The organism is Zhongshania borealis (assembly GCF_039539625.1).
Lineage (GTDB): Bacteria > Pseudomonadota > Gammaproteobacteria > Pseudomonadales > Spongiibacteraceae > Spongiibacter > Spongiibacter borealis.
The window spans coordinates 285,400-308,005 of sequence record NZ_BAABDM010000004.1 but is presented as its reverse complement, the minus strand read 5'-3'; the positions used below and the strand labels follow the sequence as shown (position 1 = coordinate 308,005).

The window sequence follows — 22,606 nt, the reverse complement described above, 5'->3', positions numbered from 1 at the left end:
TCACGCCAACTCTTCTAGTACCCGTTCAGCAAAACCGTGACCAGCTTCAGCATATAGGTTGAAGGTAACACACCCCATGCGAAGCAATTCATCGTGCTGATCAGGGAATCGCGATACCACGGCAACCTTGCCCTGGTAGTTTAGTTGATTGAGTAATTTTACAACCTCAATATTCTCTTCGTGGTTGCTGAGGCTCACCAAGATCATACGCCGCCGCTGTAAATCAGCCCGTTCGAGGAAATCACGGTCGCTGGCGTCGCCAGAAACACAGTTGATACCGGCAAGTTTGAGGGATACCGCCTTATCTGCGCTCTCTTCCACCCCAACAATTTTTTCTGGGTAGTGTTGGCTCAGGTAGTTGTAGGCACCACCGCCAATTCGCCCCATACCAAAAATAATTATTTCGGCTTCACCCATGTTCACCGCTCGCTCCTGAACCAGCAGTTGCTTGCGCTCCAATTTTTGCAATCTATCCGCTATCCGCGCATACAAACTATGTACATGGGTATTAAACGGCACCGCAATAAACAACGACAAAGCCATCGCTACCGCAAGCGTGGTCAACCACTCGGCGGGCAAGCTACCAGACTTGACCGCCATAGCGGCGACAATTAAGCCAAACTCACTGTAATTAAATAGGGACAAACCAACGAGCAAGGAAGTCCGCGCCCGCAAGCGAAACATCAGTAATAGTGCAAAATAAATTATTGGTCTCACTAATATTAGGCCAGCCAACACCAAGGCGACGGTCAACATCGCGCCACTGGGCATGCCCGCATAACCGATACTCAAGAAAAAAGCAGTGAGAAAAATATCTTTGAAATTGATAAGGCTTTTATACAGTTCCACACTCTTGCTTGATTTCGACAGCAAGACCCCAAATAGCAAAGCGCCTAGGCCACCCTCTAAATGCACCAATTCAAATAAGGCAGCAGCGCCCAATGCCGTACCTATACCAAACAAGACTAGAAGTTCACCGTGACCGGCCTGTTTGAGCAGTACAACAAGGAGCGGGCGCGCAAGTGGCAGCGCCAGCAGGGCAAAGGCCCATTGCGACGGCGGCTGTTCGGCGGAAAAGACCAGAAAGCTGACTGCAAAAATATCTTGCACAATCAAGATACCGATCGCGATTTTTGCGTGAAGCGCCGCGCCCTCACCGCGCTCATCAAAAATTTTGACCGCAAATACCGTACTCGAAAACGACAGCGCGAACGCCAGCATCCACGCAACCGAGGTTTCAACAAGCTGCAGCTCTGGGATAAGCCAGTGTAAACTTAACAAAACCGCTGCGGTCAGCGGCACTACAACTACCGTGTGCAAACTTGCTGTGGCCCAGATTTGCGGCGCTAACAGCTCTCGCAAATTCAATTTAAGGCCAATAGTAAAGAGCAGTAGAATAATACCGAGTTCAGACAACGCATGAATAAGCTTCGGGTCACCGAGATGAAAACCACCTGCAACAAAACCCGCCAGCAAATACCCAAGCAAAGGAGGCATTCCGAGCCGCTTAAATAACAAACCGGCAATAAATGCTAGCCCGACCAACATGGGTTCAATCATTACAACTCACTCATCACGTTCAATAAATTCACCTTCAAGATCGAGGTCTTCGCGGCACCAGCACCGGCGTGTTGGCTTTATAGTGTTCATATACAGGATCGCCACCCCATCGTCGATGTGCGCTGGCCTCAAGTAAAGGAATACCGCTCACTTTGGTCAATACCAAAATAACGAATAGCGGGGACAGCAAACCTAAATATAACCAAGTGCTTAGAACTGGCAAAGCAACAATACTCACGCCAAGCCACACTAAGATTTCACCAAAATAGTTTGGATGCCGAGACCAGGCCCACAAGCCAGTGTGAATATATTGTCCAACATTCACTTGCTCCGCACGAAACTGCCGTTTTTACACATCAGCGATTGTTTCCAATAGCATTCCTAGCAACCAACACATTACACCCAAGCCCGCGACCCAGCCTAAAGGCCGATCTTCGACTGAAGCAATCGCCAAAATTGCACATAGGGTAATAATAAAAACTCCCAGTCCCTGCAAAGTCCACGTTATCAAAAATCGAAAAAATTCACTTTAATGGGCGCAAAACGCGAATCGCCGTTATCGACACTAACTCGCCAGTAAATAGTTTCGTGCTGTTTCAGTAGAGAGACTCAAGCTCAATACCACAACGGCAATATTGCTGACAGCGCCAGTTAAATCATAAAAGCGCTCGGCCTGACATAAATAAGCATGCACAAACATCAGCCATTGCAAGCCAAAGGCAATCACGAGTGACCATAGCGCTAGGTTCAAACCGCCATAGGTCGGCAAACCCTGCCCGGCGAGCCCAGAGATCAAGAATGCAATCATCGCCATTAGCAATATCGCGAGTCCGGCCTTTAACGCGGACTTTCTCATCGACGCCCTACCTCTGATTTAATGTCCCGTATACAACAAGCCCTAGTGATCAATGGCCGCGGCGTTAGTAGTCAGTTGTTTTTCCTAAACTCTTATTCAAGATGATATAGCCCACCAGCCCAGACAATAATGAACCGATAATAATCCCCAATCGCTCATCAAATAGCCTGTTCACCCCAGACTCCTCGAAGGCAAGGGAGCCAACAAACAGGCTCATGGTAAAGCCAATACCGCAAAGTGCGGCGGTGCCATAAAGCGACAGCCAAGATATTTCCGATGGCAAACTAGTCAGTTTTAATTTAACCCCCAACCAACAAAAGCCGAACACACCAATTTGCTTACCTACAAACAGCCCCATGGCGATACCCATTGGCACGCCGTGCAACACTTGTTCAAGGCCAACACCACTAAAGCTTATGCCCGAATTACAAAACGCAAATACCGGCAAAATCACAAAGGCCACGGCCGTGTGTAAATCATGTTCTAAGGATTTTGCTGGTGAGTGTTTACTGGCGTCTCGCGGCTGCATTGGAATAAACATCGCCAACACTACCCCAGCTAAGGTTGCGTGCACCCCCGACTTTACGAGGGCAACCCACATCACCAGACCAACTAATAAATAGGGACTTTTTTCATCTACCCCCCGCCGGTTCATAATCGCGAGAACCGACACACAAGCGGCAGCCACCACCAAGGCCAACAGGGAGATTTTGCTGGTATAAAAAAAGGCGATGATGAGAATCGCGCCAATATCATCAAAAATAGCCAGCGATGTTAAAAACACCTTTAGCGCTATAGGTACACGCGGCCCGAGCAAACTAAGCACACCCAGCGCAAAAGCAATATCGGTGGCCGTTGGAATCGCCCAGCCCTGCAGAGCAACCGCATCATCAGCGTTCAAGGCCAAATAGATTAACGCCGGCACGAGCATCCCGCCAATTGCGCCCAAGCCAGGTAGAATAATTTTGTTTAGTTCAGCAAGTTCACCTTCAAGAAATTCACGCTTCAATTCTAAGCCGACTAACAGAAAAAACACCGCCATCAAGCCGTCGTTGACCCACATCAGCAATGGCTTAGCGAGCTTAAGCGCACCAACCTGCACTACCACAGGGGTGTCTATCAGCAGATTATAAAGACTGAACAAGGGGCTGTTGGCCATCACCATGGCTAGAATACTGGCCATCACCAATAGAATCCCGCCTGCGGATTCCTGTTTTAAGAAGTTATTTATGAATGACGAATCTGTTTGAGACATACATACCTAGAATAGTTTAAATGGAAAGCACGGCAATTGCGTATACGCACTGCATCTAACTCAAGATCATACCGACTGGCGCCGACAACACAATGTTTTCTCACGAGTTTCGCTGCTATGCATTTGTAGCACTTCGCAGCTATGCTAAAGCTCAATGAACACTTTACCTCCACCGTTTAGGAAACAATAGATGACCGATAAGTCCAAATTACGCGGCGCCAACTTCCCCTCGGCCAGGGACGAACTACCAAGCAACCAACAAAATCAACCGCCAGCCTACCGTCTCGCGTATTCCGATCAAGATTTTTTACTGCGTGAGGAACTGCGCGGGCTGCGCTTTCACTTGGAATTACAAAAACCGGAAATGACTTTAAAGGAACACGGGGTCGAATCCACTATTGTTATTTTCGGTAGCGCCCGCTTTCCGTCACCAGAGGATGCAGACGCCGCGCTGATCACCGCCCAAGCGAGCGGAGACCCCGCCAAAATTCGCGCCGCCAAGCGCGACCAACGCAATAGCCATCACTACGAGCAAGCTCGTCGCCTAGCAGAACTCATTACTACTCACTCAACCAACTGCGACCCCACCGAACAACTTTACGTGGTCACTGGCGGCGGCCCCGGCATAATGGAAGCCGCTAACCGCGGCGCGAGCGAAGCTGGCGGTAAATCTATCGGGCTCAATATCGTACTCCCTCACGAACAGGAGCCGAACCGTTATATCAGCCCAGAATTTTGTTTCCGCTTTCACTATTTTGGCATACGCAAAATGCACTTTATGCTACGAGCCAAAGCGGTGGTGGTCTGCCCCGGAGGGTTTGGCACCTTTGATGAATTGTTTGAGGCCCTCACCTTGATTCAAACGGGTAAGTCTAAGCGGGTTCCGGTCATTCTCATCGGTCACGAATTCTGGCGACAGGCTATAAATTTAGAGTTTCTCCGAGACGAAGGTGTTATCAGCCCCGACGATGTCAATATGATCAATATCGTCGACACAGCTGAGCAAGCTTGGCAGCACATCGTCGATTTTTATCAGCTCAGTCCTGGCGAGTGTATACGTTGTTAAGATCCGCGTTGGCAGGGGCTTAAACAAAGGCCAAGTGATTACCGCAGTCACTTGGCCAAGCGCGTGACGAATTGCGGCATGCCAATTATGGTATAGTGGCTGATTATTTTCACGCTACCACGGTTACCCATGTCCGCGCCTATTATTGCCTTTGACGCCATACGTTTCGCCTATCAGCTCGACCCGATTCTCGACAATTTTAGCTGGCAGTGGCCTGCTGCCCAACACATTGCCATTCTCGGTGGTAACGGCGCAGGCAAGACCACCCTCGCCAAATTAATTACTGACAAACTGCGAGCCAATCAGGGACGTATCACCTACGCGGCAGAACTCGGCCCCGATGATATTGCGCATATTTCCTTTGATTTACACCGCGAATTAATGGAACACGACCGTCGCTTTGACGACAGCGAGACACGCGACGACGCCTTTGATGTGGGCACACCCGTCCGCAATATTATTTTGCAGGGGCAAACCGCGAATGATGAATTTGAAATCCTTTGCCAACGCCTAGGAATCAGTCACATTCTCGACCAAGGGATTCGCTTTATTTCAACCGGCGAAAGTCGTAAAACCCTACTCGCCCGTGCGCTACTCGCCAAACCCGCCGCCTTAATTCTCGACAATCCATTTGAAGGCTTAGACATAAAAGCCCAAGCGGAGATGCGGGCCATGCTTGACGAGCTGCTTCTCTCACCCACACCACTGATTCTGTTAACGAAAGACGCATCAGACATTCCCGATGCCATCGACGCTGTGTACACCATGGCTCAGGGCAAAATCCTAGGCCAATGCAGCGCCGCCGAAGCGAAGCAAGCCAGTGCAGCGCTCCATCATTACGCCAAACCACTACCTATTGTCGACGCGCCTGCGCACCCCAACGACACCGCACTCTTGGAACTCCGCAACATCAATGTCAATTTTCGAGGGAAGCAAGTTCTCAGCGATATCAACTGGCGTTTAATGCCCAACCAACATTGCTGTATCAGCGGCCCAAACGGCGCAGGTAAATCGACATTGCTCGGCCTGTTGTGTGGTGAAAACGACAAGGCCTACGGCCAAGAGGTATATTTATTTGGCAAGCGCCGAGGCAGTGGCGAAAGTATCTGGGAGGTCAAAGCCCTGTTCGGCCTGCTCAATACCAGCATGCAAATGAGCAATTTAAAACGCACTAAGGTGATCGATGTGGTTGCTTCAGGCTTGTTTGACTCGGTGGGCTTGTACACTGACTACAGCGAGTCGCAACGCCAGACCTTAGTAGCATGGCTAAACGCACTTGAACTGCTGCCGCTTAAAGAACAGCGTTTTGACCGTCTGTCTTTTGGTGAACAGCGCATGGTACTTTTAGCGCGGGCGATGGTGAAGTCGCCCCGAATTCTCATTTTAGATGAACCCTGCATTGGTTTGGACAATGAACAAAAGTCCCGACTGCTTGGCGCGGTAGACCAAATCGCCGCCCACGGCCAAACTCGGATGTTGTTTGTGAGCCACCGCAGTGAAGAAGTACCCGAGTGCATCAATCAATTTATGGATTTAGTTCCCGCTAGTCAGGGCGGTTATACCGCCCAAATTCGCGAATTCTAACCCCTACAAATCACCTAATCGAACACGCTGCGAAACCATCCCCAGACCTTTTCAGGCTCCGGGGCGCAGCCGCCGCGTTCACGAGGCGCACTTCCGCTCATAAAGGGCATATACCGCGCATTTTCACACCAAGACTGACTGAGCTTACCGCTGAGCCCATCTACCCATTCATATTCCACACCATCCACCGGTGAAAAGGGCATTTGCTCGGTGCTGGCCTCGGCCATAAATTGCCGCCACACGGTTAATGCGCCGCTGGCACCAGTCAACCCTGTTGAGGTGTTTTTATCAGTACCCATCCACACCACAGCCATATAGTCGCCAGCAAACCCAGCAAACCAAGAATCACGAGTATTGTTACTCGTGCCAGTTTTACCCGCAACGCGATAGTCCTTCGGCAACACCTGGTATACCCCTTTACCAGTACCCTCCCGCACTGTTTCTAACATCGCGTATTGCAGTAAATGCACCGCCGCAGGATTAACCACTTGCCGAGGCTTTTGTGGATAGCGTGCTAATAATTCGCCTTTATTGTCAGTAATCGCATAAATCGTACGCAGGGGCGTATAACGGCCGTCGGCGGCTAAGGTCTGGTACATTGCTGCAACTTCGATAGGCGCCAATTCAGCAGAGCCCAATAGCATTGACGGCACCTCCAGCAGCGGACGCTGTATACCAAGACGTTGGAACATCGCCATCACCTTATCAAGCCCAACTTGCATACCCAATCTCGCGGTCGCGATATTGTAGGAATGCGCCAATGCGGTGTGCAGCGGCACTTCGCCATGGGATTTACGGTCGTAGTTAGCGGGCTTCCATTGACTGCCATTTGCATTGGTAATCGAGACCGGTTCATCCGACACTTTCGTCAATAAATTATATTGCGTGGGCTGATTGAGCGCGGCTAAAAAGACAGCGGGTTTTGCCAGCGAACCTATCGGCCGCAAGGCGTCCAAGGCCCGGTTGAATCCCGCGTACTTTGGCCGTTTTCCACCAATAACCGCAACCACATCACCGCTATTTACCTTGGTGACCACCATTGCCACCTCTAAATCTTTTTCCCGCGACTCCAAGCGCTGCAAAGACTTAACCGTGGCTTTTTCAGCCCGGCGCTGCAGCACCGGATCAAATGGTGTGAATATCCTTAACCCACTACTTTGCAGCTCCTTACTCTGGTAATCCCTACTTAGTTGCCGACGCACTAGATCGACATAAGCCGGATACACGCCAGCGAGTGCCGAGGTTTTTGCTAATTCCAAGGGCTCATTTTGCCATGCAGTTAATTGCTCTTTGGTCAGCCAGCCTTCTTCCGCCAGCTCATTAAGAACGATATTACGACGGGTTTTCGCACGCTCAGGGTGCCGCCATGGATCGTAATAAGAAGGCCCTTTTACAAGGCCGACTAACATCGCGGTTTGCGCCAGATTTAATTCATTCAAGGGGCGGTTATAGTAATGCCGCGCAGCCAAGCCAAACCCGTGAATTGCACGATTGCCCTCTTGGCCCAGATACACTTCGTTAATATAGGCTTCAAGAATGCGATCTTTGCTGTAATGCATCTCGGTCAAAATCGACATAACCGCTTCTTTGGCCTTTCGCCACAAGCTGCGCTCGTTACTAAGAATCGTATTTTTAACCAACTGCTGGGTTAAGGTACTGCCGCCCTGCACGGTGCGACCGGCCTTAATATTGGCGAGCATGGCACGCACAATACTGCGCGGCGAAATACCAAAGTGACGATAGAAGTGCTGGTCTTCGACTTGAACCAAGGTCTCAATCAACATTTGCGGTGATTCGGCAAGACTGAGCATCAAGCGGTCTTCATGGCGGCCGGGGTAAACGCCACCAATAACCATGGGGTCCAACTGCTCTTCGGCAATACGATCGCCCAATTTATTGCGGACAACCCCCACCGTTGTGCCATTCATATCAACTTCAATTTTGCGCGCCGGCTGGGGGCCATCAGCAAAATCAAAGGGTCGCAAGTAAATGCTGAAGTGATCGCCTTGGCGGTAATAGCTGCCCGGCTGATCCACCAGGCGGCGACTGCTGTAGCCAATTTCGGCCAACTCAGATTCGAGCTCATAGGCAGTGAGAATTGCACCTGTTGCCAATACCAGCGGCCGAGCGTAAACCTTAGCCGGCTGCTCGTAGCGCTGCCGATCGAATGCACCACGCACCTTGGCGTCGCAGTAGGCGAAAAACACGACCATGAGCACTAGGAACACAATGCTCAGTTTCGCGAACAGCCCCCACCATGAAAAACCTGTTGCCGACGTAGCACTTCCCTTTGACGCTTTCTTAACCATTCAATACGACCAGATACATTGCAAATCAAAATTCAAACCGGATAATAGCGGCACTTTACCTCAAGTAACTGGCAAATCAGATGAAAAAATACCACCTCTATGGAATTGGCGCAGCGCTGGTCGATACCGAAATTGAAATCAACGACGCTGAACTCAATGCCCTTGGCGTGGAAAAAGGTCTGATGACGCTTGTCGATGCCAGTCGCCAACAAGAGTTATTGGACCAACTCCGCGGCCATATGGTTCACGCCAATTTAGCCAGCGGCGGCTCCGCATGTAACTCAATTGTCGCCGCAGCCTATTTTGGCGCAAACAATTACTACTCATGCAAAGTCGCGGACGATGAACACGGCCACTTCTTTATGAACGACATCAAAGCTGCCGGTGTCGATGCCGATTTTAACGGCACGAAAGCCAGTGGCATTACCGGCAAATGCCTCGTATTAATTAGCCCCGACGCCGAACGCAGCATGAACACCAATCTTGGTATCAGTGAAACACTTGGTATCAGTGAACTCAATGAAGCCGCCCTCGCCGCCTCCGAGTATTTTTACATGGAAGGCTATGTGGTGACGTCCGACAGTGGTCGAGCCGCCGCGATTGCTGGCCGAGAAATTGCGGAGCGAAGCGGTGTAAAAACCGCCCTGAGCTTTTCCGACCCCGGCATGGTGAGCTTTTTCCGGGATGGCCTGCAAGATATGCTGGGCAACGGCGTCGACCTGATATTTTGCAATGAAGCGGAAGCCTTGGGCTGGGCAAATAGCGAATCTTTAGACGAAGCCGTTGCCGCGCTAAAGAACGTCGCCAAAACCTTCGCGATTACGCTTGGCGCCAAAGGCGCCTTAGTGTTCGACGGCGAACACCTGCATAGTATTGCTGGTCACGCTATAAAAGCCGTCGATACCAACGGCGCAGGCGATATGTTTGCCGGCGCTTTCCTCTACGGCATAACCCACGGTTATAGCTATGCGCAAGCTGGCGCACTCGCTAGCCGCGCCGCCGCCGAGGTGGTCTCCCAGTACGGACCTCGTCTTCCGGGGCCACGCCACCAAGAGTTACTTAACGAACTAAAGGGCTAGACTGCCCTTTCAGCTATCCCTAGACACGGCTAGGGATAGCTATATCACTGTCTAAGCTTGAAATACCGCCATTTGAACCTCATATCATTGCTATCGCCGCCTATCGCTAGGACACGCAATGACAAACCCAACGCTACAACTTATTTGCCCAAGCTGCTCAGTCATTAATCGGATACCGGATAGCAGACTCCACGATGCGCCAGTATGCGGAAAATGCAAGCACCGCCTACTCGACGGCAAGGTCCGTAACGCCACCGACACTCATTTTAATCGCTATATCCAGCAAAGCAGCCTGCCAGTGCTAGTTGATTTTTGGGCGAGCTGGTGCGGCCCCTGCAAATCCTTTGCGCCGGTATATAGCGAACTTGCCGCAGAGATGCCAGACCGTGCCTGCTTTCTTAAACTCGATACAGAGGCAAATCAGAAAACAGCCGCGCAGTTCCAAATCCGCTCAATTCCCACCCTAATATTGTTCCACCAAGGTCGAGAAATTACGCGGCTTTCTGGCGCCCTACCTAAGGCGCAATTCAAGCAATGGCTAGAGCAACAATTAGCAGGGCTACGCCATTAAATTAGCAAGTCACAGCAAATAAAAAAAGAACGGGAATAGTCCCTATGCGGATTTGATGTGGGTAGCCCTACGGGACACTTATGTATTTATACGTACATAAATGCCATCATTTCACCGATATAATCGACATGTTATGAGAAAATTCGACGCCTAGAATTGGCGCAATAAATCAGCTCTATCCCCCAGAATCAGTATTTATTCCTATTGAACACCAATTTACGATTCACCGCTTACAGTACACCCCATTCAGCCACCCGTTCAAATACTCACATAATTGGAATACACCGATGAAAACAGTAATTTTTGCAATGGTAGTAACGATCGCTTTCAGCACGATGGGATGTGCGACAAGCCCCCCTACATTTGGCGACCGAATAAAGGCGGACGGCGAGTCAACCGTCGCCATTGCAAAACAATGGGAAGAAGGCCAAAGCTTAGTAAAAAAAGGTGAAAAACAAGTCAAAGAAGGCCATAAAACCGTCGAAAATGGCCGTTTAGATCTACGTAATGGCGAACAGCTTATCATCACTGGGAATATCGCTGTTGAAACCAGCCGCCAATCCTTTCAGGCACTTGCAAAAATCACACAGGACACAGCTGATGTTGATACCGCCGTTGAACGCGCTCACAAACTCAAAAAATATGCAGCTGCGTGGGAAGAGGGCAAAGATAATACCGAAAAAGGAAGGGAGCTAATTAAGCGCGGAAATAATCGAGTTTCCGAGGGCGAGTCTAACATTACAAAAGGCCACAAATTGATCGAGGTTGGTCGCGTAACAATGCAGGGCGCAGAATCTAGTTATCGACCATAGTCCAAGTATTATCAAACTCGCGAACAGTTTTGTCTAAACTAAAAAGGCGGTGCAATTAAAGCATCCGCCTTTTCCGTCTAAACAATTTCCACTATTTATTCCGTAAGAAGCCCACTAATTTTGGATCCTCGAACATACTGTTAAGCACTTCTACCACCAGACCATTCACCTGCTCAATATTGTCTGGGTTACTGGGCGCTTTAAAAAACTTCTGTTTACGCTTAACTCGGTAGCGACCTTCATAGTGCTCATTGCCCCGGCTGGCAACCACATTCACCGCGGCGAGCATATCCATATCATAGCCAACCCCCTCTTCTTTGCGGTGGTCATACACGAGTGAATCAAATATCACGTGCAGATCAACCGTGTCAGCACTGAGGCTGTCGGTAGCATAACCCATTGCCGCCATGTGTGCGGCTAGGGATTTTTCCACCGCCAATGACAGATCATTGCCAATCGTTACAACGGAGGTTTCTGGGTATGCGCCACCGCGACTGCCCAACACCTTGTTTTGACGCTGATCGCTAACCCTAACGTGCACGGGACTGCCGTTAACAACACGGGCGCTCGGCGCGGAGAATTTTGGCGCCAATTGAATCGCTTGCGGGCTAGAAGCGCAGGCGGTGAGCAGCACGCTGGCTGCAATCACGCAGGATTTTATCAAAGTAGAGTATGCCATTATTTATCCTTGAGATAATAAATCACGTAAATCTGCAATAGCTGCATTCGCGCGGCTGATATACGACGCCATCACCAATGAGTGATTAGCCAAAAAGCCAAAACCACTGCCATTTAAGACCATTGGGCTAAACATTGCCTGCTGGGTTCCCTCTAACTCGCGAATTATTTGCCGCAGGCTCACCGCGGCATTTTTATTCGCCAAGACGTCGGCAAAATCAACTTCAATGGCTTTAAGAAAACAAACCAAGGCCCATGCCGTGCCCCGCGATTCGTAAAATACATTGTCGATTTCTAACCATGGCGTCTTTACTTGAACCTCTGAGGAGGCGGCGGTTGACTGCCGAGCATTAGCGTCATTGGCAAGATCGGTATTTAAACGGGGCCGACCAACACTGGCGCTTAAGCGCTGCGACAAACTGCCCAACCGCGACTCCACACCCGCTAACCAGTAGCGCAGATTGTCTGCGCGGGCGTAAAACTGCGCTTGTGGCTGATCCACATCAGCAAGACGCCGACGGTAGATTTTCAGAAATTTAAGGCCCTGGCGATACTCCGACTCCGAGGCCGGTACCGCCCAGCTGTTATTTGAAAAATTAAAGCGCGGCTCCGCCTTAGCGAGATCGCCGTCTTCTTGCGACTGCGATTGCGAGCGACTGAAATTCTCGCGCATAGCACGGCTCAAATCCCGAAGCTGAATCAATACACCGTATTCCCACGCCGGCATATCGTCCATAAATATACCCGGCGGGCTAATGTCATTACTGATAAAGCCGCCGGGTTTATCGAGCAGCACTTCGCCAACATCAATTAATGCCGACACTGTGGCCGTGCCCACTACCGACGCTTTCGCGTCTTTTTGTAAGTACTGCGTACTTGGCATCTCGGGCGTAAAACTCCAATACACGCCAAAGATCATCACCGCTAGCAAGTACAGCGGCACCACTACCCCGGCAATTTTCAAAATTAGGCCATCGCCGAGCCAGTCTTGGCCCGCTTCTTTTATTCTTGCAAAGAAGTCCTTTATAGCGTCAATCATTAATGCATTCCTGTGTGTTCGGTGTGAGTCGCGGTCGATGTCGACGAAGTAGCGCCAAGCGGTGCGGGTTTTAGCACACTGATAACTGGCGCCGCCACCTCAATCGTTTCACCACTGAGGGTTTTGAGCTCAAAATTAAGCTGATCGCCGTCGTTCAGCGGTTTTGTCAAATTAATCAACATTAAATGGTAGCCGCCAGGGGCAAAGCGAAACTCTCCACCGGCAGGAACCGTAATCGTATCCTCACGCTGCATCGACATCATACCATCGCGATGTTGGTGACCATGTATTTCCAGCCGCTCGGCGGCATCACTGCGCCCCGCCATAATTTGTACAGGCACATCATGAGGGTTATGCACGGTAAAAAACGCAGCCGTATTGGGCTGACTTGGCGGCAAGCCCCGAACATAGGCATTTTCAATTGAAACGCGGGCCACCTGCGCTTGCAGCCCGCCACTCAACAAGACCAGCGTTACCGCTGCGGCCCACCATTTTCTAAAAACCACAAATCCTCCAAGGCATTATTTTATGCGATTTAACGACACATTATGCTGAACTAATCCCCCTTTGTAGGGCACCGAAGTTATACTTGCGCATCGAATTAAAAATCTAACCTATCATAACGCCACCGCAGCAGTGATTGTATTTATGAAACCGCTTTTATTATCGCTAATTTTATTGATCTTCGGCACAAGTGCACAAGCCGTGGACTTTTTAAACACCCCGCCGCAAACCTTTGGTGACAGCCCCCCCAGCTTCCTACCCGTTGAACAAGCCTATCAATCGGAGTTGATCTGGAATAATAACGAACTACTCATTGGCTGGAAAATCGCCGAGGGCTATTACTTATACCGTGAACGGTTTCAGCTCAGTGCCATGGCCGGCACGAAATCACTGCCCCTAACCAGTCGTTTGGAAGCTGGCAAGCTCAAACAAGACCCCTATTTTGGTGAAACCGAGGTGTATTATCACAATACGTCGATCACCGTTAGCGGTCTTCCCCAAGACCAAGTATCAACCCTCAGCATAACATCCCAAGGCTGCGCCGACGCGGGTCTGTGCTACCCACCACAGACCCAACACTATCGCGTAAATCCCAGCGATCAGACTTTTCAGCAAATCGACCAACGGCCGATAACACCCAGCGCAAATCCGATTGCCACCACGTTCAGCGCCGGTGCCGACGAGAATCAATCGCTGTGGGTCATATTGATCTTTGCTGCGCTAGGCGGCGCCATCCTCAATTTAATGCCCTGCGTTTTCCCGGTGCTCGGCCTCAAGGTATTGAGCTTTGCTAATGCTCGCAGCGGCAGCCCGGCCAATCATGGCTTGGTTTACAGCGCCGGTGTTGTTCTTAGTTTTATTGTCGTTGCGGCGGTGTTAATTACCTTACAGCAAGCGGGTCAGGCCATTGGCTGGGGCTTTCAACTGCAAACCCCTTGGTTTGTCGCGCTACTCGCCAGCCTGTTTTTTGTGTTGTCATTGAATTTACTCGGCCTATTCGAAATTGGCGGCAGCTGGATGAATATCGGCGGCGATCTCAGTCGCCAGTCCGGTTATAGCGGCAGCTTCTTCACCGGCGTACTGGCCACGGTCGTTGCCAGCCCTTGCACCGCCCCCTTTATGGGAACTGCAGTGGGCTTTGCCGCGAGTCAGACACCGGCAATTTCGCTATTGGTTTTTGCTGCAATTGGCGTTGGCATGGCCCTGCCAGTATTGCTGCTCACACTCTACCCCGCCGCTCTTCGCCGCTTACCCAAACCGGGTGAGTGGATGGTAACGCTTCGGCAATTACTCGCCTTCCCCTTATTGGCAACCGCCATTTGGCTTAGCTGGGTAGTCGGCCGCCAAACCGGCGCCAATGGCATGGCCGCCATTTTATTGGCCTGGCTTCTTATTGGTTTTGCTTTGTGGCTCTACGAACACGGTCGATTGGCAAAAATAATTGCCGTCACCATCGCGATTGGCGCCCTCGCCACAATGGTCACCAACCTCAACAAACCTGTCGAGCGCCCAGAAGCCTTGACGGGCTTCGATCGCAGCATCATTCATGAGCTACGCGCAGGCGGTCAAAACGTTTTCTTAGATGTCACCGCCGACTGGTGTATCACCTGCGCTGCCAATGAAGCCTTGGTCTTGCACACGGATACTGTTCGCGCCGCCTTCATACTGCACAATGTTCACTATGTCACAGCCGACTGGACACGCTACGATCCGGCAATAACTCAGCTACTGGCCGACTACCAGCGCAACGGTATCCCCCTGTATGTATATTACCCAGCAGACCTCTCTGCCGCGCCAATCATACTTCCGCAAGTCTTAACGAAGTCCATTGTGTTAGAACTCCTCAACAAGCCCCTTTAAGGGGCAATTTTGGCGTTCTAAGTGTTTGCACCGAAAACACTGAGCGACCGAAAATTCCGGTCATCTCCTGCAAACTTGCGGCTAACTACACGCTATCTTAAAAAATTCATGAGATGCGTTGGACTCATAAAAACAAATAAGGCACAATCGCTATACATGTTGAATAATGCGAAGTAGTAGCACCCTATGGCATCAATACTCGTGCTTCACGGCCCCAACCTCAATTTGCTCGGCAGCCGGGAGCCGGAGGTTTACGGCAGCCTAACTCTCGCCGACATCGACACTACGTTACAGTCGACCGCCAAGGCTGCGGGACATCATTTGCAATCCATGCAAAGCAATGCCGAATACGAGTTAATTGAGCGCATTCACCTCGCGCGACCTGAAGGTATTAACTTCATTATTTTCAATCCCGCAGCGTTCACCCACACGAGTATTGCCCTGCGCGACGCACTCTTGGCAGTCGACATTCCCTTTATAGAAGTACATTTATCCAATGTGCACGCCAGAGACAGCTTCCGCCACCACTCGTATTTTTCTGACATTGCCAGCGGCGTAATCTGCGGACTTGGCGCGGCGGGCTACGAATTTGCACTCCAGGCAGCAATGAATAAATTACCCAAATAACCCAAACCTTCATCTATTCACTCATTTATAAAGAGAATTACTATGGATATCAGAAAAGTAAAAAAATTGATTGAGTTACTCGAAGAATCCAATATCGACGAACTCGAGATCAAAGAAGGCGAAGAATCCGTGCGCATTAGCCGGAACAGCGCCGCGAAAGGCATGATGGTTCCACAATACATGCAACAGCCTATGCAAATGGCGCCACAAACGGCCGCTCCCGCTGTTGCTCCGGTAGCCGAGGCCGCTCCCGCCGCTGCACAAGGCCCAAGTGGCCACTTAATCAAATCGCCAATGGTCGGCACGTTCTACCGCTCACCATCGCCATCATCACCGGCCTTTGTTGAAGTAGGTCAACACGTGAAAGCCGGCGATGTTATTTGTATTGTCGAAGCCATGAAAATGATGAACCAAATTGAAGCCGACAAATCCGGCGTGATTGAAGCTATTTTGGTTGACGATGCCGAACCCGTTGAATTCGATCAACCCTTGATCACCATTGTGTAAACCTGGCAAAACCACGATCAAAGCACCTACAGAGGGATTGTTTTCAAATGCTTAAAAAAGTCGTCATTGCCAACCGTGGTGAAATTGCCCTACGGATTTTGCGCGCCTGCAAAGAATTGGGTATAAAAACGGTAGCAGTACACTCCGCCGCTGATCGCGACCTAATGCATGTTCGCCTCGCTGACGAGTCGGTATGTATAGGACCCGCGCCATCGCCCGCAAGCTACCTTAATATTCCTGCCATTATCAGTGCCGCCGAAGTCACCGACGCGGTGGCCATCCACCCCGGCTACGGATTTCTTGCCGAGAATGCAGACTTCGCCGAACAAGTCGAAAAAAGCGGTTTTATCTTTATCGGCCCCACCCCCGACCTTATACGCATGATGGGCGACAAGGTCTCCGCGATTAAGGCCATGAAAAAGGCTGGCGTTCCCACCGTGCCGGGTTCCGATGGTCCGATCACCGATGACAACGAACACACCTTGACTGTCGCCAAACGCATTGGCTACCCGGTCATAATTAAAGCCGCTGCCGGCGGCGGCGGTCGCGGTATGCGGGTAGTGCATAGCGAAGCCGCGCTGCTCAATGCCGTCTATGTCACCCAGTCTGAAGCCGCCGCTGCCTTTGGCGACGGCACCGTGTATATCGAGAAATTCCTCGAGAATCCGCGCCACGTCGAAATACAAGTGCTGGCCGACGGCCAGGGCAGCGCCATTCACTTGGGTGATCGCGACTGCTCCCTACAGCGCCGCCACCAAAAAGTACTGGAAGAAGCACCAGCGCCCGGCATTCCCGACGAAATTCGTGCCCAAGTCGCCAAGTCCTGTGTGGATGCCTGTATCGCCATTAATTACCGGGGTGCTGGCACCTTTGAGTTTCTCTATGAAAACGGCCAGTTCTTCTTTATTGAGATGAACACCCGTATTCAGGTAGAGCACCCCGTCAGCGAAATGGTGACCGGTGTAGACCTCATTCGACAGCAGCTTTTAATTGCTGGCGGAGAGAAATTGTCGATCACCCAAGACGACATCAAGATCAAAGGCCACGCCTTTGAGTGTCGGATCAACGCTGAAGACCCCAAAACCTTTATGCCATGCCCAGGTTTGATAAAGCACTATCATGCACCGGGCGGCTTAGGCGTGCGGGTTGATTCGCACTTGTACAGCGGCTATACCGTACCGCCGCATTACGACTCGATGATTGCCAAAATCATCACTTGGGGCGACAACCGCGAAATCGCGCTCAGCAGAATGCGCAATGCATTAGACGAGCTCGTAGTCGACGGCATTCGCACCAATGCCGACCTGCATCGCGACCTCGTTCGGGATGCAGCCTTCCGCGAAGGTGGCGTGAGTATTCACTACTTGGAAAAGAAACTTAAGCTGTAAAATAGTTTAAACTTCACTTCCAAAAGGGGCTTCGGCCCCTTTTTACATTATTGCTCAATACCTGTTTATTACCGAAAAGAGTTAGCACTATGACTTGGCTACAACTGCGCTTGGATACCAACCCCGCATCAGCTCCAAAATTAGAAGATGCACTATTGGAAATCGGCGCTGCCGCAGTCACTATGGAAGACAATGCTGACCAACCCGTCTACGAGCCCGGCGTAGGTGAAACCCCAATGTGGCAGCAAACCCGCGTTACCGGCCTATTCACCGCCGACACGAATATGGACGCCACCCTTATTGCCCTAGAGTCGCTGTTCGGCGAAGCCCTCCCCCCCAACCGCAGCGAAATACTGGAAGATCGCGACTGGATTCGCGAATGGATGGACAGCTACCATCCCATTCAATGTGGCGAACGCCTGTGGATTTGCCCTAGCTGGCGTGAGCCAGTTGATCCCTCAGCAGTCAACCTCCTGCTCGACCCTGGCCTCGCCTTTGGCACCGGCACCCACCCCACTACATGGCTTTGCATGCAGTGGCTAGACCAGCAAAACCTAGACGGCTTAACTGTCATCGACTACGGTTGCGGCTCTGGTATTTTGGGAATTGCAGCGCTATTACTGGGCGCCAAAAAAGTTATTGCCATCGACAACGACCCTCAAGCATTAACCGCCACCCGCGACAACGCCCAGCGCAACAATATCGACGACAGCCGTATCGACTGCCTACTGCCCGAACAGATACCGGCAAATTTACATGGCCATGTAATGGTCGCCAATATCCTCGCTGGGCCACTCATTTCACTCGCCCCAAACTTAGCGGCCTGCCTAGATGCCGATGCGCCAATTTGCCTATCCGGCATACTCAATACCCAAGCCGAAGAATTGCTGAATTGCTATCGACAGTGGTTTAATACCCTAGAACTAACAGCCAAAGACGAATGGGTTCGCATTAATGGTGTGAAAAACCCACTCAATCCAAACCAATAAAGTAAGCCGAGCGAATGCCTAGCCACCACCCGCACAAAGACTCTGAGCTTGGCGCCGACTCAGCCGCCAGCGTTGCTTGCCCGCAGTGCATGACGCGGTTTCGGCTAACACCCCAGCAGCTCAGCGCAGCTGGCGGCCTGGTGCGCTGCAGCGTGTGCATGAGCATTTTCAATGCTGCCCCAGCAAATAGCCCAGCCGAAGCAGAGGACATTCCAACACTCAGCGCCAATGCTGAAAACTCCGACGAATTGCCAGTGGACCCAGTCGAATCCACCGAGCAAACCTCGGCGGGCGAAGCGGATTCCCCCCTAGACCTGTTAGCTGGCTTAAGCACGGTTAACCATGACTTTGAACACCATCGTCCCAGCCAAGCACCGCGCCGCTGGCCGTGGCTGATTCTGAACCTCACAGCCATTTTGGTGTTAGCAGGACAAATTGCGCTTTGGCAAAAATCCGCTTTATTTTCCAGCCCAGCTGGCGATTACCTGCGTCAATTATGCCCACTACTGCCAACCCTATGTGAAGACAAGCCACCAGCAGCCAAGCAACTAGGCGATGTTGTCAGCACGCACTTATTAGTCCGCAAACACCCCAGCGCTGCCAAGGCCCTTTTTGTTGATGCCATCCTCCTAAATCGCGACCCAAGCCCTAGTCCTTTCCCTGCTTTACAATTACGTTTCAGCGACATTAATGGCCATGACCTTGCCAGCCGTGTATTCCAACCCAATGAATACCTTGCCGGCGAACTGAACGCACTATCTACGCTGGCCAGCCAGCAACCAGTCCACATTGCCCTAGAGATCGTCGACCCCGGTTCAGCGGCGGTGAACTATCAGTTACAGCTGCTGCCGTAAAGCCTCTTTTTGGCACTTCTTTCACACTTTGAGCTGGTTGTTTTTTGAGCGCAAGTCTTCCTGTAAAGTCCTCAAACGAGTATCATAGCTGCCCTGTTTTCCCACTGTTAAAAACCCGATTCAGGGCATGGCGATGATCCAAATTGGCTCTCACAAGCTTGCTGCTCGTGCCGTATTGGCGCCAATGGCAGGCATCACCGATCTGCCATTTCGCAGATTGTGTCGGGAATTTGGCGCCGGTTTAACTGTGTCAGAAATGGTGATAAGCGACACGCAGCTTTGGCAAAGCCGCAAAAGTCATTTGCGTTTGGCCCACGACAACAACACACCCCGCGCGGTGCAAATTGCCGGCGCTGAACCCGCGATGATGGCAGAGGCAGCACGAAGCTGCATGGAAATGGGCGCTGACATTGTTGATATCAACATGGGCTGCCCTGCAAAGAAGGTTTGTAAACGTGCAGCCGGCTCCGCCTTACTAAAGGAACCTGAGCTCGTTGAACAAATCCTCAAGGCGGTAGTTGCAGCAGTCGACATCCCGGTAACCTTGAAAATTCGTACCGGCTGGTCTCCAGACCAGCGCAACGGCGTCGATATTGCGAAGCTAGCCCAAGATTGCGGCATCAGTTCACTGGCCGTGCATGGCCGAACAAGGGAATGTCGCTATATGGGTATGGCCGAGTACGACACCATTGCCGCTATTAAGCAGAGCCTTGCGATACCGGTCTTTGCCAACGGAGACATCACCACCGCCGAACAAGCCAAGTACGTGTTGGACTATACCGGCGCTGATGGCGTAATGGTCGGGCGCGGCGCTCAGGGCAAGCCCTGGATATTCAGGGAAATCGCCACATACCTTAACACTGGGGTACTGGCACCGGCAGCAAGCATCGCCGAGATACAAGCAGTAATGCTGAGTCACATCAGCGCTTTGCACCAGTTTTACGGGGAACAGAACGGCCTGCGTATCGCGCGCAAACATTGCGCATGGTACTTGCAGGGGCATGACGCCAACACTGGCTTTCGCGGAGAATTCAACCGCCTTGAATCAGCCAGTGCACAACTAGATGCTGTACATCGCTACTTTGAACAGCACGGCCAATACCTACAGGATGCAGCCGCATGAATTTAACAAGCACAGACGCCGCAGTGATTGACGAGGTCAGCTCGAACCAAGCACCGTCCGCCGAAGATATGAGCAAGGCCAAAACCCTACGCGACAGCGTGGCGATTGCCCTCAACAACTACCTAACCACCCTCGACGGCCAAGACGTATGTGACGTCTACAACATGGTTTTGTCCGAGGTAGAAGCACCGCTGCTCGAAGAAGTAATGCGCTATACCCGCAATAACCAAACCCGCGCTTCGCAGTTGCTTGGTTTGAATCGCGGCACCTTGCGCAAAAAGCTCAAACAATACGATCTACTGTAAAAGCTAAACATACAGTCGATATACCGCCCATTTTTAAACCCTAAGGTAACTCTCCCTGCATGACTACTGACAATCAGGCCCGTCCCGTAAAGCGCGCACTCATCAGCGTTTCTGACAAATCTGGCATTGTTGATTTCGCCCGCGAACTCAGCAAGCTCGGTGTTGAACTACTCTCTACCGGTGGCACCTTTGCCCTGCTAAAGCAGAATGACATCGCGGTGACAGAAGTATCTGATTACACCGGTTTCCCAGAAATGATGGATGGCCGAGTCAAGACCCTGCACCCCAAGGTTCACGGCGGTATTCTTGGTCGTCGCGGTATCGACGACGGCATTATGGCCGAACACGGCATTGACGCCATCGACATGGTTATCGTTAACCTATACCCCTTTGAAGCGACCGTAGCCAAGCCCGGATGCACACTGGAAGACGCGGTAGAAAACATCGATATTGGCGGCCCAACCATGGTTCGCGCAGCAGCAAAAAATCACCGCGATGTCGCGATTGTCGTTAATGCCACTGATTACCAAGTTATTCTGGATGAGTTGAACGCCAACGACGGCTGCACCACTATTGCTACCCGCTTTGATCTCGCTATTAAAGCCTACGAGCACACCGCTGCCTACGACGGCATGATCGCCAATTACTTTGGTCGCCTGGTCCCCGGCGGCACCGAGAAATTTCCGCGCACCTTTAACAGCCAATTTATTAAAGCCCAAGACATGCGCTACGGCGAAAACCCTCATCAGGATTCAGCCTTCTACGTAGAGCGTCACCCAAGCGAAGCGTCTGTTGCCACCGCAACACAGCTGCAGGGCAAAGCGCTGTCCTACAACAATATTGCCGACACTGACGCAGCACTCGAGTGCGTTAAGTCCTTTGTGAAACCAGCTTGCGTAATTGTTAAGCACGCCAACCCATGCGGTGTTGCCGTCTCCCTAAACGGTATTGGCGAAGCCTATGACTTGGCATTTGCCACCGACCCAGAGTCAGCGTTTGGCGGTATTATCGCCTTCAACCGCGAACTCGATGCCGCGACAGCCAAGGCCATCTGCGACCGCCAGTTTGTGGAAGTTATTATTGCCCCTACGGTGAGTGAAGAAGCAGCAGCCATCGTCGCGGAAAAGAAAAACCTGCGCCTACTCAGCTGCGGTCAGTGGGATCAAAACAGCCCCGCCTTTGACTACAAACGTGTGAACGGTGGCCTGCTGGTGCAAGACCGCGATCTCGGCATGATTACCGCCGCCGACCTCAAAATCGTCACCAAGCGTCAGCCTGAGCCCAGCGAAATCGACGATATGATCTTCGCTTGGAAGGTTGCTAAATTCGTTAAATCCAATGCGATTGTCTACGCCAAGAACCGTCAGACTATCGGCGTTGGCGCTGGCCAGATGAGCCGAATCAACTCTGCTCGCATCGCAGCAATCAAAGCCGAGCACGCAGGCCTGAAAGTAGCCGGCGCGGTCATGGCGTCAGATGCCTTTTTCCCCTTCCGCGATGGCTTAGACAATGCCGGCGCTGCCGGAATTAAATGCGTAATTCAGCCCGGCGGCTCGATCCGCGATGAAGAAGTGATCGCCGCAGCGGACGAATACGGTATTGCGATGGCGTTTACCGGTATGCGCCACTTCCGACACTAA

Annotated in this window: 21 protein-coding genes and 1 pseudogene; 14 read left to right on the top strand and 8 right to left on the bottom strand. The window is 51.4% G+C overall.

Annotation, left to right across the window (positions count from 1 at the left end):
- The 4 genes and pseudogenes from ABD836_RS12845 to nhaA form a co-directional block, all read right to left on the bottom strand.
- Positions 1–1,560, bottom strand: coding sequence for a cation:proton antiporter domain-containing protein (locus tag ABD836_RS12845; protein ID WP_344936570.1), 1,560 nt, complete (start codon positions 1,558–1,560; stop codon positions 1–3).
- 34 nt (positions 1,561–1,594) lie between these two features.
- Positions 1,595–2,071, bottom strand: a pseudogene (locus tag ABD836_RS12840) (DUF1295 domain-containing protein).
- Positions 2,072–2,125: 54 nt separating this feature from the next.
- Positions 2,126–2,416 (bottom strand): hypothetical protein, encoded by a 291-nt coding sequence (locus ABD836_RS12835; protein WP_344936567.1) that lies wholly within the window; start codon positions 2,414–2,416, stop codon positions 2,126–2,128.
- A 64-nt stretch (positions 2,417–2,480) separates the two neighbouring features.
- Positions 2,481–3,671, bottom strand: a complete 1,191-nt coding sequence (gene nhaA, locus ABD836_RS12830; RefSeq protein WP_344936565.1) for a Na+/H+ antiporter NhaA — start codon at positions 3,669–3,671, stop codon at positions 2,481–2,483.
- A 190-nt stretch (positions 3,672–3,861) separates the two neighbouring features.
- Between nhaA and ABD836_RS12825 the strand changes: the two genes are divergently transcribed.
- Both ABD836_RS12825 and ABD836_RS12820 read left to right on the top strand, forming a co-directional pair.
- Positions 3,862–4,737: an LOG family protein gene (locus ABD836_RS12825; RefSeq protein WP_344936562.1), complete on the top strand. Its 876-nt coding sequence runs from the start codon at positions 3,862–3,864 to the stop codon at positions 4,735–4,737.
- Between the two features lie 129 nt (positions 4,738–4,866).
- Positions 4,867–6,321, top strand: a complete 1,455-nt coding sequence (locus ABD836_RS12820; RefSeq protein WP_344936560.1) for an ATP-binding cassette domain-containing protein — start codon at positions 4,867–4,869, stop codon at positions 6,319–6,321.
- A gap of 14 nt (positions 6,322–6,335) precedes the next feature.
- Here ABD836_RS12820 and mrcB read toward each other — a convergent pair whose 3' ends face one another.
- Complete coding sequence (mrcB, locus tag ABD836_RS12815; RefSeq protein ID WP_344936558.1) at positions 6,336–8,630, bottom strand: penicillin-binding protein 1B; 2,295 nt, start codon at positions 8,628–8,630, stop codon at positions 6,336–6,338.
- A gap of 80 nt (positions 8,631–8,710) precedes the next feature.
- Here mrcB and ABD836_RS12810 point away from each other — a divergent pair, with 80 nt between their 5' ends.
- The 3 genes from ABD836_RS12810 to ABD836_RS12800 all read left to right on the top strand — a co-directional run bounded on the left by ABD836_RS12810 (position 8,711) and on the right by ABD836_RS12800 (position 11,092).
- Positions 8,711–9,709 (top strand): adenosine kinase, encoded by a 999-nt coding sequence (locus tag ABD836_RS12810; RefSeq protein WP_344936556.1) that lies wholly within the window; start codon positions 8,711–8,713, stop codon positions 9,707–9,709.
- 118 nt (positions 9,710–9,827) lie between these two features.
- Entirely contained in the window at positions 9,828–10,280 is a 453-nt protein-coding gene (gene trxC / locus ABD836_RS12805) for a thioredoxin TrxC (RefSeq protein ID WP_344936554.1), read from the top strand.
- Between the two features lie 287 nt (positions 10,281–10,567).
- Positions 10,568–11,092, top strand: a complete 525-nt coding sequence (locus tag ABD836_RS12800) for a hypothetical protein (RefSeq protein WP_344936551.1) — start codon at positions 10,568–10,570, stop codon at positions 11,090–11,092.
- 91 nt (positions 11,093–11,183) lie between these two features.
- Here the strand turns inward: ABD836_RS12800 and ABD836_RS12795 are convergent, their stop codons facing one another.
- From ABD836_RS12795 to ABD836_RS12785, 3 genes are read right to left on the bottom strand one after another with little or no spacing between them, the layout of a single operon-like run.
- Positions 11,184–11,771 (bottom strand): YajG family lipoprotein, encoded by a 588-nt coding sequence (locus tag ABD836_RS12795; RefSeq protein ID WP_344936549.1) that lies wholly within the window; start codon positions 11,769–11,771, stop codon positions 11,184–11,186.
- A gap of 3 nt (positions 11,772–11,774) precedes the next feature.
- Entirely contained in the window at positions 11,775–12,809 is a 1,035-nt protein-coding gene (locus ABD836_RS12790; protein WP_344936546.1) for a DUF2333 family protein, read from the bottom strand.
- Positions 12,809–13,315, bottom strand: coding sequence for a copper chaperone PCu(A)C (locus ABD836_RS12785; RefSeq protein WP_344936543.1), 507 nt, complete (start codon positions 13,313–13,315; stop codon positions 12,809–12,811). The genes ABD836_RS12790 and ABD836_RS12785 overlap by 1 nt, the downstream gene beginning before the upstream one ends.
- A 142-nt stretch (positions 13,316–13,457) precedes the next feature.
- On the opposite strand from ABD836_RS12785, the gene ABD836_RS12780 reads away from it, so the two are divergent.
- The 9 genes from ABD836_RS12780 to purH all read left to right on the top strand — a co-directional run bounded on the left by ABD836_RS12780 (position 13,458) and on the right by purH (position 22,606).
- Positions 13,458–15,173 carry a protein-disulfide reductase DsbD family protein gene (locus ABD836_RS12780; RefSeq protein ID WP_344936541.1) on the top strand — a complete coding sequence of 572 codons (1,716 nt, stop codon included), beginning with the start codon at positions 13,458–13,460 and terminating at the stop codon, positions 15,171–15,173.
- Between the two features lie 186 nt (positions 15,174–15,359).
- Positions 15,360–15,800: a type II 3-dehydroquinate dehydratase gene (gene aroQ / locus ABD836_RS12775; RefSeq protein WP_344936538.1), complete on the top strand. Its 441-nt coding sequence runs from the start codon at positions 15,360–15,362 to the stop codon at positions 15,798–15,800.
- Between the two features lie 42 nt (positions 15,801–15,842).
- Positions 15,843–16,307 carry an acetyl-CoA carboxylase biotin carboxyl carrier protein gene (gene accB / locus ABD836_RS12770; protein WP_344936536.1) on the top strand — a complete coding sequence of 155 codons (465 nt, stop codon included), beginning with the start codon at positions 15,843–15,845 and terminating at the stop codon, positions 16,305–16,307.
- A 47-nt stretch (positions 16,308–16,354) separates the two neighbouring features.
- A complete protein-coding gene (gene accC, locus ABD836_RS12765) occupies positions 16,355–17,695 on the top strand; it encodes an acetyl-CoA carboxylase biotin carboxylase subunit (protein WP_344936534.1) in 1,341 nt (446 codons plus the stop codon).
- 89 nt (positions 17,696–17,784) lie between these two features.
- Positions 17,785–18,684 carry a 50S ribosomal protein L11 methyltransferase gene (gene prmA, locus ABD836_RS12760; RefSeq protein WP_344936532.1) on the top strand — a complete coding sequence of 300 codons (900 nt, stop codon included), beginning with the start codon at positions 17,785–17,787 and terminating at the stop codon, positions 18,682–18,684.
- 14 nt (positions 18,685–18,698) lie between these two features.
- Positions 18,699–19,538, top strand: coding sequence for a zinc-ribbon and DUF3426 domain-containing protein (locus ABD836_RS12755; protein WP_344936530.1), 840 nt, complete (start codon positions 18,699–18,701; stop codon positions 19,536–19,538).
- A gap of 133 nt (positions 19,539–19,671) precedes the next feature.
- On the top strand, positions 19,672–20,661 hold the full coding sequence (gene dusB / locus ABD836_RS12750; RefSeq protein WP_425583035.1) for a tRNA dihydrouridine synthase DusB: 990 nt from the start codon (positions 19,672–19,674) through the stop codon (positions 20,659–20,661).
- Positions 20,658–20,966, top strand: a complete 309-nt coding sequence (fis, locus tag ABD836_RS12745; protein WP_344936526.1) for a DNA-binding transcriptional regulator Fis — start codon at positions 20,658–20,660, stop codon at positions 20,964–20,966. The genes dusB and fis overlap by 4 nt, the downstream gene beginning before the upstream one ends.
- A 59-nt stretch (positions 20,967–21,025) precedes the next feature.
- On the top strand, positions 21,026–22,606 hold the full coding sequence (purH, locus tag ABD836_RS12740) for a bifunctional phosphoribosylaminoimidazolecarboxamide formyltransferase/IMP cyclohydrolase (protein WP_344936524.1): 1,581 nt from the start codon (positions 21,026–21,028) through the stop codon (positions 22,604–22,606).